The sequence below is a fragment of the Helicobacter suis HS1 genome (assembly GCF_026000295.1).
GTDB classification, from domain to species: Bacteria; Campylobacterota; Campylobacteria; order Campylobacterales; family Helicobacteraceae; genus Helicobacter; species Helicobacter suis.
Map to the genome: position 1 here is coordinate 1188308 of NZ_AP026769.1, position 11886 is coordinate 1200193.

An 11886-nucleotide genomic window follows, 5' to 3' on the forward strand; every position below is an offset into this window, starting at 1 on the left:
GGTTAAAATGGCTGGTTTTCAATCTCCTGTTAGTATCCATGAGGCGATGCAAAAGATCAAAAATAGGGAGTATTTGCTCCCTGCATTCCAAAGAGAGTATGTTTAGTCCCCCGAGCAGGTGGCTGAGCTATTTGACTCTTTAATGCGTGGTTATCCCATTAGCTCCATGCTATTTTGGGAAGTTGTAAGCCTTTATCTCTAACTAAGTATTTAGCATTTGTAGCTTGTGCCGTGAAGTTCTTGGCTTTAGCCAAGAGATTAAAGGCACTATGCCAAAAAGTTAGGCGCTTGCAATTTAGCGGCATTGTAGGCCTTATTAATTGTATAGAGGCTACAAGACCCGCCACCTAGCAAGCCTTGATGATCCTAATAATCCCCTAGCTTTAGCTATGGGGAGTATGTCAATAAGCGGTGTTTTTCCTCAAAAGTAAAATTTTTCTTTTTAATATCAAAGTCCGCCATTTCTTTGCGAATATAAGCCTCTACCTTTTTGATCTCTGCAGTTCTATGGTGATAAGGATTGTATGCTGCCCGTGTTATGCGAGGGTGGTGGGCGTATTGTTCTGCACCTAGTCTATAGTAGTCGTGTATTTCCTCATATCTTTGATGTGTTCCTTGCATGGAGGAACAATACAAAATTAGAAAAAAGCATAGAACTACACCATAAAATAGATACAAGATTAGGCTGGGATGAACAAAACCCCAAATTAAGTCTTAAAAGTAAAACATCAGAGGAGGTGATGTTTAAAGGTATTTATGATTGTTTGCACGCTGATGCTATTTTAAAATTGTTAGAAGATCTGGATCTATTTTTACCTAATCTCAACAAACATTTGAAGGTTTTTGAGGAGTCTTTGGGGGATTATTTAGATCACTAAAAAGATTGGGGGGTATATAGCTCTAATGTGGCTGTGTTCTAAAGAGAGATTATAACGCTAATTTTAACCTAGTTGATCCACACACTACAAGACTAAAATACGCGTGGGCAATTCTTTTCATGGTACTTTTATTCAAACCCCCTTTCTTGACAAACCTTCATGTTAGACTTATAATACGCGCGCCTTAATGAATATAGAAAGGATTGGGTTATGCGTCTATTTTTAGTCTTTTTTGCTATGTTGTGCCTCACTCTGCAGGCTCAAGAATTTAAAACAATGGGTACAAAGCCAAGCCTGATTAAGGGCAATAATTTTTATGTGAGTACGCGGGTTAAAGTCCAAGAAGTGCGCTTTAAAAACCAATATGGATTAGAGGTAGTCGGAAAACTCTTTACCTCAAAAAACATGCAAGAGGGCAAAAAATACCCCGCTCTTGTGACATCCTATGGGAGCTGTTAAAGAGCAATCTGCAAGCCTTTATGCGACAAAGATGGCAGAAAAAGGCTTTGTGGTTTTGGCCTTTGATTTGAGCTTTTGGGAGGAGAGTGCCGGAGTTCCGCGCAATGGTGTGCTCCCCGATATGTTTGTTGAAGACTTTAGCAGCGGTGGATTATTTACAGACTAGGTTTTTTGTTAATCCAGAAGAAATTGGGGTTTTAGGGATCTGTGCAAGTGGAGGATTTGCACTGGCTGCTGCTAAGATTGATTTGTACATTAAAGCTGTAGCGACTATAAGCATGTAAACATGGGAGAGGCAGCGCGCTATGGAATTAGGCACTCCACTACAAAAGAGCAAAGGCAGGCTCTTTTAAAAAAGGCTAGCAAAGAGCGTACAGAGGAATTTTTAAGCGGCAAAGTTAAAGAATGTAAGATTTTTGCTATTCTCAATGATTTAGACAAAAACTTTGAAAGAGAGACTAAGGGCTTTTCTGTGTTAAAGAAAAAGAAATGCTTTTAAGCAAGTTAGAACACCTAGACAAACGCCTAAGTTCTTATGAAATGAGCTGGAAGTTCTTTGGCTCTAGCTGTAAGTTATCATGCGAGTTTCTAGTAAGTTCTAACACTGTGTCATTTTAGTTTTTAATCGTATAGACAATTTAGTTCCTACCATTAGAGCAAACAACACTTAAAACTTTTTTTCCTTCTTATTTTAGTGCTGTAGCCATACAATCTAACTTATGGCTTTTAGTTTTTATCAATGTAGCTATCTAGTTCTCTAACTTTTGCTTACAAGTTCGTATCAATGGGCTATAAGTTCTTTTTTTGTAAAACACCATGCTTTTATTAGCCAAAGAAAGACTGCTTTTTTTGGAACAAGACTTAAAAACAAAAGAAGAAGAGTTTAAAAGAGCCAAAGAGAGCTATTTCAAAGCCCTAGAGAGCCATAAAGAGACCTTTTCATTAAAAGAAAAGCAAGACTTTCTCAAACAAAACAAACAATTTTCTAAACTCTCTAAGGATATTGTCTATATCTGTACTCTTATTTTTTAAAAATCTAGCTCCAAGTCCCTTGAATACGAAGTTTTAACCTAATGTGTACGCACACATGGTGTTATCCTGCACCGTATTTTGATTTAGGTCTTTTTTCAATTCTTTGTGCTATGCTACAAAGAATTGGGCTATCGCTAGATTTAAATTAAAAATCTAGCTCTTAAATGAGCGTTTAGCTCAAATAAAATTTGGGCGTTTTAAATGCCTTGTTAGTAAGGGAAAGAAGTTTAGCTTGAAAGTGTGCGAATTAGATAAAAATTTAGCAATGTTGTTAAGTCTTAAAGGGTTTGTATGCTAGATAGGGCTATAGGCTATATTAGATACTAAGCTAGATAGTCGCCCTATGGACTTATCTTTCTTAGATGATATTTTAGAGCATATGCGAAAGCCTAGACCTAGTGATAGCGATAAAATTGATAAGAAATTGTTGATTAAATTCAATCAATTTAACCCTAACTCAAAGTCTATTAAATCTAATCTAGTTGGCACAAAAACAGCTAGTCCTGTGCTTATTAAAAACATAGGGCAAATGAAACGCTCCCACTTAGGAAATGCCCTAAATTATGCTTTAGAAAATAGCGAAACAGCCTATAATGAAATGTTTTTGGAGTGTGATAAGCAATTCATCTTAGAAAGTTGGCTCAATGACTTTGATTTGACTAAAGATTATAATGAGGCTATGCACTTAGTTTTTTCTATCAAAGATAAACCAGATGAAGAAACTATGCATGGGCTTTTAAACTCTACTTGGGAGACCTTAAAAGTAAGGTTGCCTGAATACAAGTTTGCCCTTGTGCCACACGCTCATCAAGACCATGCCCATATCCATTGTTTTATCAACAAGACTAATCAACTAACACGAAGAAGACTGCGTTTTAAAGGGCGTGAGGATTGTAAGGAATTTTTTAACGAATTAAGAAGCGAGTTTGCTTATAGACTAAATGAGCATTTATTGAGCGAGGAATACTTGTATGTCAATGAGCCTAAACTCAAGGAATTAGACAATATCAAATTTCAATTACAAGACTTAGAAAAAGAAGAAAAAGCCTTAGAGCAAATCAAAACCCCACAAGATGAGTGGGACTTAAACAAGGCTTTACAAAGCGAGTATTTACAAGAACTCAAATATAAAAACAAAGCCCAAGCCCTAGACATTCAAAACAACCAAAGCACCCCTTTAAAACAAAAGATTTCTGAATTTAAAATCGCCCTCTTTAACCACAAAGACACAAGCGATGATGAAAAAGAAAACCTAGATATTGACAGAATAGACAAAAGAAAGCCAGTGAGCGAACACTTAAAAAACACGAGCAAACACGAATTATATGACCGCTTTTAGAACCTAACAAACTAAAAAACATAAAACTCTCATTCTTTAAGATTTCTTTTTATATTTTAATAAGGGAGCTTAGACAAAAACTTTGAAAGAGAGACTAAGGGCTTTTCTGTGTTAAAGAAAAAAGAAATGCTTTTAAGCAAGTTAGAACACCTAGACAAACGCCTTTTAGATAAAAACTCACACCTACTATTAGCTCAATTAAGGAATGTTGTTAAAACCAAGCAAAACACACAATATAACACTCTAACTAATCCTATCTTTTTAGCCAAAGCCTTAGAACTTCCTAAGGATAAACGCCCCACACTTAAAACTTTTAAAAACGCTTATTTTAGTGCTAGAAAATATCAATTCATGCTAGGAAGCTTTAAAGCTAAACAAGATGACCCCACTTATAAGCTTAATGATAACACTTATGAGCTAGTGAGTAAGCAATTACAAGATTATCAAAACACCATGCTTTTATTAGCCAAAGAAAGACTGCTTTTTTTGGAACAAGACTTAAAAACAAAAGAAGAAGAGTTTAAAAGAGCCAAAGAGAGCTATTTCAAAGCCCTAGAGAGCCATAAAGAGACCTTTTCATTAAAAGAAAAGCAAGACTTTCTCAAACAAAACAAACAATTTTCTAAACTCTCTAAGGATATTGTCTATATCTGTAATGAAATCATAGGGGCTAATAGGTTCTTAACCCACTATGACATTTCGCAACTTCAAAAAGTCCTAGAACACGCTAAAGATACTAAGCTAGAGCAAAAGGAAATTCAAGCCATCACAAAAGAACCTAACAACGATGAGCCTTGGATTGAGTTTGGTAAAAAAGAACAAGCTAGAGCTAAAGCACACTATCAAGCTATGCTAGAAAGAGAAAAAGCTAAAGAATTAGCTAAACAACAAGCTAACACCTTGCACTCTAATGAGCTTGATGATGACCCTAAAGCTCATGCTGGATTAAAACAAAATGACAACACAAACTTTAAAGGGCGTAATAGATAATGCTCTCAAGCGATGATTGCCTTTAATGTTCTTAATAAAGGGCGTTAGGGCATAGCTCCTTACTCTCTACTAAGATTTATATTCATACCACACAAGAGCATAACAAGAAAGTGGCTCTTGTATTTGATAGTTTGATAGAGAATAAGAAGGCTATAAGACAAGACAAACTATTAACTCACAATCAAAAACGCCTTAAAATCTTATTAAGATAAATAATCTAGCATTAGATAATTTTAATTAACTATTTAATGTTTTATTGCTAATTAAAAATGATTAGTTTTATAAGGGTTGTTAAAATCATTGAGATTTTATAGAGAACGCATTCCAAACAAAAAACCCCTCTAATCCTAAATGTTAATGATACAAACCGCTTACAACCTAACTTAAATAACACAAGCCTTGACTAATCATTCCTTCCACAACTGATAAAATAACTAAGCACTATCAAATACTTTCTTAATGATATTATTTATCGCCTACGCTTAGGTGTGGGAGTGTATTCATTGGAATTGTCTAAATCATCTGCGTTGTCATGGGAATTTGAGTAAGTCGCTGTTTTAATTTGGTCTATTTTGTCTATTAAAAAATCATAAGCACTTAAAGAAAGGTCTTTATAATGTGAAATGGGTTCTACCATATCTATTTCTATGCTATAACGCTTTTTATCTAACTCTTGCAAAGAATTTTGAAGAGTTAGTAAGTCTTGCTTAGTTATTTTTTGAGAACTTAAAAGCTTGTCAAATAAATTATTGTCATTATGCAAAGCCACTGCTATATCAAAAATATCTCTTGTTTTATTATCAGTTTTTCTAAAAGTAATCTTTTTAGCGATAATATTTTCTAAACTTTCTATATAAATATCAAAAGCAAAAATCTTTTTAGAATTATCTACATATCTCTCATTACTAGCATAATCCACTAAAACATCTATTTTAATGTTGTCTTTATTCGTTACGCCTATATGATTATGTTGGTCTATGTATCTTGTGCTATCAAAATGACTGCAATTATCTATCCATAATTTAGGGCTAAAAAATCCCAAACATTGAGCATCATTGACAAACAAATCAATATCAAAGCTTAATCTATGCTGGAAGTTAACAAACTCACTAAATCTCAGAGAGAACTCTTTTGTAATCTCAAAGCCTTTTTATACACTAAGGCTAAAAACTTTACGCCCATTCAAGATGTGAAGGGCTTGAATTTGAGCTTGAAAGTTGTTTTTGATAAAACTAAGGCTCTTTTCATTGATAGGGATTGATAGAAAGGACATGTAAAATATTCTCCATAGGAATGTGATAGTCTTGTGAAAACCATTCTATTTCTTGCTCTAGTGCCTCTGTTTGAATTGTACCTATAATATACTTGTCAGTATTGCTTAGATTAGTTGTTTTTTTATCCATAAAAAGCCCTATAAGATACTCTAAACTCACATGCTTATCTTTATTGCCAATAGAGTTATTGACAATTCTTTGATTATTTGGATAGAAAAAGGCGTTATAGCTTTGATTTTACGCTTAAAAACCTAGCCTTTGCTAAGACCAAAGAAAGCTTACCCAGACATTTAAACGATAAAGACTTACCTTAATAAGCAAAGTATCCTTATTATCTTTGTAATAAGCCTTAAGACTATAGGTTCTCAAATCTAATATTACCCCCTCTAATTTATAACAAAAAATAAGCCTAATCACTGCCCCTAAAGACATTTTAGAACATTTCAAAGAATACGTGATTTCTTTTTTCTTTTCTTTTAGCTCGTTAATTAAATTTGTTAAAGAATCTTCATTAAATACCCAATCATTCCCTTTGATTTGGGTTAAACAATAATCTAAAGCGTTGCGTAAATAAATTTCTAAGCTAGAGATTTTAGCGTGATGAAAGAAATAAGTTTTAAATTTTCTTTATATTGCTCTAGGCTGTCGTTTAATCTTTAAACTAGCTCAAATCAAACACTATAAGCAATATGGCACAGGCTTACATCTATTTAGGCATAGTTTTGCAACACTCATTTATCAAGAAACCCAAGACTTAGTTTTAACTTCAAGGGCGTTAGGGCATAGCTCCTTACTCTCTACTAAGATTTATATTCATACCACACAAGAGCATAACAAGAAAGTGGCTCTTGTATTTGATAGTTTGATAGATAGTATTTCTTTAAATTTCTATGCTACAATGATTACAATTCAAGTTAAGTTAAAAGGAATAGAAAAATGATTAAATTAAATGGTTTGAATAAAACTTTAAAAACAAGCTTATTAGCTGGGGTTTTACTAGGTGCTACTGCTCCCTTAATGGCAAAGCCTTTATTAAGCGATGAAGACTTATTGAAACGAGTAAAACTACACAATATCAAAGAAGATACGCTGACTAGCTGTAATACTAAGGTGGACGGCTCTCAATACTTGAATAGTGGTTGGAATTTATCTAAAGAATTTCCGCAAGAATATAGAGAAAAGATTTTTGAATGCGTAGAAGAAGAAAAACATAAACAAGCCCTTAATTTAATCAATAAAGAAGACACTAAAGATAAAGAAGAACTTGCAAAAAAATCAAAGAAATTAAAGAAAAAGCTAAAGTTTTAAGGCAAAAATTTATGGCTTTTGAAATGAAAGAACACTCTAAAGAATTCTCAAATAAAAAGCAACTTCAAACCATGCTTGAGAACGCTTTTGATAATGGAGCTGAAAGTTTTATTGATGATTGGCACGAACGCTTTGGGGGTATAAGTAGAGAGAATACTTATAAAGCACTTGGCATTAAAGAATATAGTGATGAAGGAAAGATATTAGCCTTTGGCGAAAGAAGTTATATTAGACAATATAAAAAAGATTTTGAAGAAAGCACTTATGATACTAGACAAACCTTATCTGCTATGGCTAATATGAGTGGCGAAAACGATTATAAAATTACTTGGTTAAAACCCAAATATCAGCTCCATAGTTCAAATAATATTAAGTTACGCCTATATGATTATGTTGGTCTATGTATCTTGTGCTATCAAAATGACTGCAATTATCTATCCATAATTTAGGGCTAAAAAATCCCAAACATTGAGCATCATTGACAAACAAATCAATATCAAAGCTTAATCTATGCTGGAAGTAATACATGCTCAAAGCTGTGCCTCCTCCAAACTTAATACTACTAGGATTAAGCCCTAAACACAAAGGCTGAAATAGCAATAGTTTGGAAAAAAAATACGCTTGAATTTGAGCTTGAAAGTTGTTTTTGATAAAACTAAGGCTCTTTTCATTGATAGGGATTGATAGAAAGGACATGTAAAATATTCTCCATAGGAATGTGATAGTCTTGTGAAAACCATTCTATTTCTTGCTCTAGTGCCTCTGTTTGAATTGTTCTTTCCCAAAGCCATCATTATTTTGCCTAAAATAATCATCTGCCATAATCTCGCTTTGCATTGCCATTGTTTGATTTAAAAAGAGCATTTGATTGGTAATTTCTTTTAAATATTTTAGAGTAAGTAATTTAATCCTTTGATTGAAATTTGCGTAGGCTTGGCTTTGAGCGTCTTTATTGGGGGCTTTGGTTAAATCAAGTGTGAGCGTTTGGATTTCTTGTTCTAATTCGTTATCTAAGCGAGTTGTCCTAAATACATTTTTAATAGGGTCGCATTTACCTGTCTCTTTATTTTCTGTGCAATAATGTATCCCTTGCTTATTATGGTTAGCTGTAGGGTCAGTTACACCAAACTCAGTTTGTAGGACATCAAGTCTTTTTAGAAATGGGTCAAGTTTCTTTTTTAACTGCCTATTATCATTAACCTTTTTCTTTACTCTAAGCAGAAATCTTCGTTTTTGCTCTTCTGAGCTATTGCCTGTTGCTAAAAGAGCTTGCTCGCTTTCATAATTACTATCGTTTACCATTTTACACAACATTTCCCCCCACGCTCTACCACTCAATTCCCCAGCAAGTGATTGCATGTTTTCATAGCCACTGCTACTTAGAGATTGGATTAAATTTTGCACATCTCTTGCGGTTTGGGTTTGTTCGCCATTTTTGGTGATTAGGTTATTGAGATTTTTAAGATTGACAATCTTATTGTTAGTAAGAGCATTGACATTAAGCCAAGGGCATTGTTGCTGTAAGTATTTGTTTCTTAACAAATTTTGTGCGTTCCAATTTTCTATGCTTTGCTTTAAATTCTCATAGTTGTATCTAATGCTCTCTATTTGATACTGAGCGTTTTGTATCACTTGCATGGGATTGGCTAAAGTAATGGCACTACCACTAATCAAAGAATTAGTTGTATTTATCATGTTATTGACTTTTTGCAACTGATTGATTTGGGCTTGAGCTTTAGAGATAATCTCTTCATACTTTTTAATGCTATCTACCATTTTACCTATCACAGTGGCTTGACCAGCATGGAGTTCTGGGTCATTGACAATCAAAGGAGTTTCCCCCTCTGCAAACACGCTTTTACAACATAAAAGCATGCTAAAAACTAATTTTTTCATTGTTAAACCTTTCATCTATTATTATCAAATCCATTTTTAACACTTGCTACAAAGTGTTTCACCCCAGCTTTAACACTCCTGTGATTTGCCATAGCACTTGCCCCTCCGCTGATTGCTCCAAGCCCAAAAGCTTTGGCTCCAGCTTGAAGCCCTGCTAATCCGCCCCCAGCATTTTGATAAGCTTGTTTCATTTGATTAGCTACCATAACCATAGAGCCTCCTACTACAGCTCCGCCTATTGTCATACCGATTTTTTGCATCATTTCTGTTACTGCTCCTACACCCCCACTTGTGCCAAAGATATTGTTGATAAAATCAGGCACTCGTTTGATGAGAAAGAAACAAACTACAGAGCCTAAAGTAATAATAGTTAAAAAGCCTACAATAGAGCTATGAGCGATATAAGAGTTCCAATCCCCCTTTAAGACATTACCAAAGGCATCAATGATATGCCCTTCTTTTGCCATTTTGTCAGCACTACCATAAAAGCCTTGTGCGATTTCTGTCTTAGTGGGTATGAGAGCATTAACCTTATAGATTATCCCATAATTTAAAAAGGCTACTTCCCTCTTCGTTTTCATATAAAAAGTAAGAGAAATGAGCTTTTTAAGATAGCTAAATAACATGCCCTTAGTTTGGGGGATTAAGCCTAAGGGCAATACAATTAAACCTAATGCTGACCACAAAAAAATTTCTGCTGTAACTAATAGCACAATAATGAGTAATAACCCTAAAAACAATAATTCCCCTAAAACCACTAGAAAAAACATGATGAGTTTAGGTATCATGGTAAGCCAATTAAACATGGTTACTCCATTAAAGGCATTATCCCATAGATTAACTATCATTGCATACGCACTTGAGGCTAAATTTCCTATGCTAAAAATTTCACTAGGACTTAAATTAGCGTTAGTGGGGATTTCTAAGCCATCATTTAGGCTTTGAGCGATAAGTATGGCTAGTTTTTCAGATGGCGTTAGTAGTCTCTTGTCTTGGCTCATTTTGTGAGTTTTTAGGTTGCTCTGAATTTTTATTAGCATTTACCCCCACACTTTGAGTGGCGCTACACCCATAGCGGTTTTAAACTCAAACATATCGCCCTCTTTCACTCTCTTATAAGCCCATATCATAAATAAAATGCTGATAATGGTGTTTAAAATGAGTTGTGCGTGAAAAAAACTACTAGCATGTTTAGCGAGGATTTCAGCTACTTTTTGGGCAGGTTCAACAAACATGCCCAAAATGACATCAAAAAAATTCATCTCCCCCTCCCCTTAGTATAACTCTGTGCTTGTAAGTTTTCTTTAGCGTTTTCTAAAATGCCTTTAAGCCTTTCATTAAAGGGCTTAATAATAAGACTTTCAATTCATCTTCATTCATGTGGTTTTTAGCGTAATTTAAAAATGTCGTTGCTATTTAATTTCTCTAAAGAACTTTCTAAAAACTCCGCCATAATGTGGATATTGGTAGTTTTACTCTCTATAATATGGGCTAGTTTCAAATCATCGTTACAATCCTTAGAAAAAGGCTTGTAAATAGTAGGGAATTGCTGTGTTGTAGCGTTTGTTCTTGTGTGTTAGTTTCTTTTTCATTAAGCTGGTTGTTTTCTTCTAAAGCAAGAGAGGCGATTTTACTTGTAGTGTTCTCACCTGTGGGTCTTGAATAGTCAATCTCATTAGCTCTTAAGTAGTTAGCAACTTCGTTTGTTTCATTTCTTAGGATTTGCAAACTTTCTAAAAGCCCTAAACTCTCATCATCTAAACCTTTCTTGATATTGTTATTCCTTAATGTTTCTAATTCTAAGTCTTGCTTGCCATTGTTCTTCTTGTTTTAGATAAGCTCTTGTGCGACTTGTTGCTCATAGAGAGTATCAGGGTTTTGGCTCTCATTGTATTGCTTTAAGCTTTTATTTTCAGCTTCTAGGGCATATTTTTCTAGTTCTTGTTTGGCTAACTCATTTTCATTCTCTGTGATACTAATTTCTTCGGCTCTTTTGATTTGGTTTTCTTCATGCTCTTGTAATGTCTTGCTTTCATTAGGGAACAAGACTTCTATGCCTTTACTTCCTTGTGCGATAGATTTTAATGGCTTGTCTCTTATGTTGCCCTCTTTGTCTGTGCTTAAGGGAGTATTTAGGCGTTTGTTAATCCCACACTGATGAATGGGTATGACATTAAGATTTTTATTCTCAAAAGTCAAATATTTAGCAGCATTAAGAGTCTCAAAATTGTCCGTTTTTAAATGCTCTTTATAAGGCTCTAATAGCTTTGTATCAATGCCACGCTTTTTAATGAGTGTAGCGTTTTGTAAATCATAGGGTTTAAGGTTTTTAAACTCATTGATGATTTTTTGAATTTCTTCGTTATTTTCGCTAGAGTTATCCCTTGCTTGTAGAGTGTCTTTTTTATTGCGATAGCCTTCTAACTTCCCAGCGAGTAAGTCTTCAACGCTGATATTTCTATCCTTACAAAAAGTAATGATATTACCGACCTTATCGGTATGAGTTTCTTTGTAGGTGTAACTAATTGAGCCATCTTTATTTTGATTTTTAAAGATGACTAAACTTCCCTCTTCGTTTTCATGCTTTAAGCAAGGGTTATTCTTGCTATGCTTATTTTTGTTGATAACATAGCCATTATCTAATAAAATCTCATGCAAAGGCAAGGCAGTGAGATTAGGGATATAACTCATAGGATTTTCTAACTCATAG

Annotated in this window: 10 protein-coding genes and 11 pseudogenes; 11 read left to right on the forward strand and 10 right to left on the reverse strand. The window is 34.2% G+C overall.

Annotated elements, in window-relative coordinates; translation table 11 throughout:
- Positions 1 to 7: 7 nt before the first annotated feature.
- Positions 8 to 184 (forward strand): annotated as a pseudogene (locus tag OO773_RS06420) (DUF262 domain-containing protein); the annotation flags it as partial.
- Between the two features lie 203 nt (positions 185 to 387).
- Here the strand turns inward: OO773_RS06420 and OO773_RS06425 are convergent.
- Positions 388 to 621: a hypothetical protein gene (locus tag OO773_RS06425; protein WP_141556982.1), complete on the reverse strand. Its 234-nt coding sequence runs from the start codon at positions 619 to 621 to the stop codon at positions 388 to 390.
- A 119-nt stretch (positions 622 to 740) separates the two neighbouring features.
- Between OO773_RS06425 and OO773_RS06430 the strand changes: the two genes are divergently transcribed.
- The 7 genes and pseudogenes from OO773_RS06430 to OO773_RS10030 form a co-directional block, all read left to right on the forward strand.
- A complete protein-coding gene (locus OO773_RS06430) occupies positions 741 to 878 on the forward strand; it encodes a hypothetical protein (RefSeq protein ID WP_158650292.1) in 138 nt (45 codons plus the stop codon).
- Between the two features lie 210 nt (positions 879 to 1088).
- Entirely contained in the window at positions 1089 to 1337 is a 249-nt protein-coding gene (locus OO773_RS06435) for a hypothetical protein (RefSeq protein WP_050780202.1), read from the forward strand.
- Positions 1324 to 1503 (forward strand): hypothetical protein, encoded by a 180-nt coding sequence (locus OO773_RS06440; RefSeq protein ID WP_050780203.1) that lies wholly within the window; start codon positions 1324 to 1326, stop codon positions 1501 to 1503. Before OO773_RS06435 ends, OO773_RS06440 begins: the two co-directional genes overlap by 14 nt.
- A gap of 120 nt (positions 1504 to 1623) precedes the next feature.
- Positions 1624 to 1836, forward strand: coding sequence for a hypothetical protein (locus OO773_RS06445; protein ID WP_264828485.1), 213 nt, complete (start codon positions 1624 to 1626; stop codon positions 1834 to 1836).
- A 350-nt stretch (positions 1837 to 2186) separates the two neighbouring features.
- Positions 2187 to 2369 carry a hypothetical protein gene (locus OO773_RS06450; protein ID WP_264828486.1) on the forward strand — a complete coding sequence of 61 codons (183 nt, stop codon included), beginning with the start codon at positions 2187 to 2189 and terminating at the stop codon, positions 2367 to 2369.
- 343 nt (positions 2370 to 2712) lie between these two features.
- Positions 2713 to 3705 (forward strand): annotated as a pseudogene (locus tag OO773_RS10025) (relaxase/mobilization nuclease domain-containing protein); the annotation flags it as partial.
- 72 nt (positions 3706 to 3777) lie between these two features.
- Positions 3778 to 4698, forward strand: a pseudogene (locus OO773_RS10030) (relaxase/mobilization nuclease domain-containing protein); the annotation flags it as partial.
- A 469-nt stretch (positions 4699 to 5167) separates the two neighbouring features.
- On the opposite strand, the gene OO773_RS06460 reads toward OO773_RS10030, so the two are convergent.
- The 4 genes and pseudogenes from OO773_RS06460 to OO773_RS06475 form a co-directional block, all read right to left on the reverse strand.
- Positions 5168 to 5740 carry a hypothetical protein gene (locus tag OO773_RS06460; RefSeq protein ID WP_264828487.1) on the reverse strand — a complete coding sequence of 191 codons (573 nt, stop codon included), beginning with the start codon at positions 5738 to 5740 and terminating at the stop codon, positions 5168 to 5170.
- A 150-nt stretch (positions 5741 to 5890) separates the two neighbouring features.
- A pseudogene (locus OO773_RS10210) lies at positions 5891 to 5971 on the reverse strand (nucleotidyl transferase AbiEii/AbiGii toxin family protein); the annotation flags it as partial.
- Positions 5943 to 6167: a hypothetical protein gene (locus tag OO773_RS06470; protein ID WP_264828733.1), complete on the reverse strand. Its 225-nt coding sequence runs from the start codon at positions 6165 to 6167 to the stop codon at positions 5943 to 5945. The gene OO773_RS06470 and the pseudogene OO773_RS10210, both read right to left, overlap by 29 nt.
- 69 nt (positions 6168 to 6236) lie before the next feature.
- Positions 6237 to 6619, reverse strand: a pseudogene (locus OO773_RS06475) (CAAX protease); the annotation flags it as partial.
- Between OO773_RS06475 and OO773_RS06480 the strand changes: the two are divergent.
- From OO773_RS06480 to OO773_RS10045, 3 genes and pseudogenes are all read left to right on the forward strand, one after another.
- Positions 6619 to 6912, forward strand: a pseudogene (locus tag OO773_RS06480) (tyrosine-type recombinase/integrase); the annotation flags it as partial. The pseudogenes OO773_RS06475 and OO773_RS06480 sit on opposite strands and share 1 nt — an antisense overlap.
- Positions 6909 to 7280 carry a hypothetical protein gene (locus OO773_RS10040; protein ID WP_406600073.1) on the forward strand — a complete coding sequence of 124 codons (372 nt, stop codon included), beginning with the start codon at positions 6909 to 6911 and terminating at the stop codon, positions 7278 to 7280. The pseudogene OO773_RS06480 and the gene OO773_RS10040, both read left to right, overlap by 4 nt.
- Positions 7281 to 7291: 11 nt before the next feature.
- Positions 7292 to 7729: a hypothetical protein gene (locus OO773_RS10045; RefSeq protein ID WP_406600074.1), complete on the forward strand. Its 438-nt coding sequence runs from the start codon at positions 7292 to 7294 to the stop codon at positions 7727 to 7729.
- Here OO773_RS10045 and OO773_RS06490 read toward each other — a convergent pair.
- From OO773_RS06490 to OO773_RS06515, 5 pseudogenes are all read right to left on the reverse strand, one after another.
- A pseudogene (locus OO773_RS06490) lies at positions 7653 to 7976 on the reverse strand (nucleotidyl transferase AbiEii/AbiGii toxin family protein); the annotation flags it as partial. The gene OO773_RS10045 and the pseudogene OO773_RS06490 overlap by 77 nt on opposite strands.
- A gap of 75 nt (positions 7977 to 8051) precedes the next feature.
- Positions 8052 to 9191: pseudogene (locus OO773_RS06495) on the reverse strand (hypothetical protein); the annotation flags it as partial.
- A pseudogene (locus tag OO773_RS06500) lies at positions 9188 to 10150 on the reverse strand (P-type conjugative transfer protein TrbL); the annotation flags it as partial. The pseudogenes OO773_RS06495 and OO773_RS06500, both read right to left, overlap by 4 nt.
- An 86-nt stretch (positions 10151 to 10236) precedes the next feature.
- Positions 10237 to 10438 (reverse strand): annotated as a pseudogene (locus OO773_RS10050) (P-type conjugative transfer protein TrbL); the annotation flags it as partial.
- A pseudogene (locus tag OO773_RS06515) lies at positions 10435 to 11867 on the reverse strand (hypothetical protein). The pseudogenes OO773_RS10050 and OO773_RS06515, both read right to left, overlap by 4 nt.
- Positions 11868 to 11886 lie beyond the last annotated feature (19 nt).

Coding starts and splice junctions, on each gene's coding strand:
- OO773_RS06435 (WP_050780202.1), top strand. CDS start 1,089: ATGCGTCTATTTTTAGTCTTTTTTGCTATGTTGTGCCTCACTCTGCAG.
- OO773_RS10045 (WP_406600074.1), top strand. CDS start 7,292: ATGGCTTTTGAAATGAAAGAACACTCTAAAGAATTCTCAAATAAAAAG.
- OO773_RS06445 (WP_264828485.1), top strand. CDS start 1,624: ATGGGAGAGGCAGCGCGCTATGGAATTAGGCACTCCACTACAAAAGAG.
- OO773_RS06440 (WP_050780203.1), top strand. CDS start 1,324: ATGGGAGCTGTTAAAGAGCAATCTGCAAGCCTTTATGCGACAAAGATG.
- OO773_RS06425 (WP_141556982.1), bottom strand. CDS start 621: ATGCAAGGAACACATCAAAGATATGAGGAAATACACGACTACTATAGA.
- OO773_RS10040 (WP_406600073.1), top strand. CDS start 6,909: ATGATTAAATTAAATGGTTTGAATAAAACTTTAAAAACAAGCTTATTA.
- OO773_RS06430 (WP_158650292.1), top strand. CDS start 741: ATGTTTAAAGGTATTTATGATTGTTTGCACGCTGATGCTATTTTAAAA.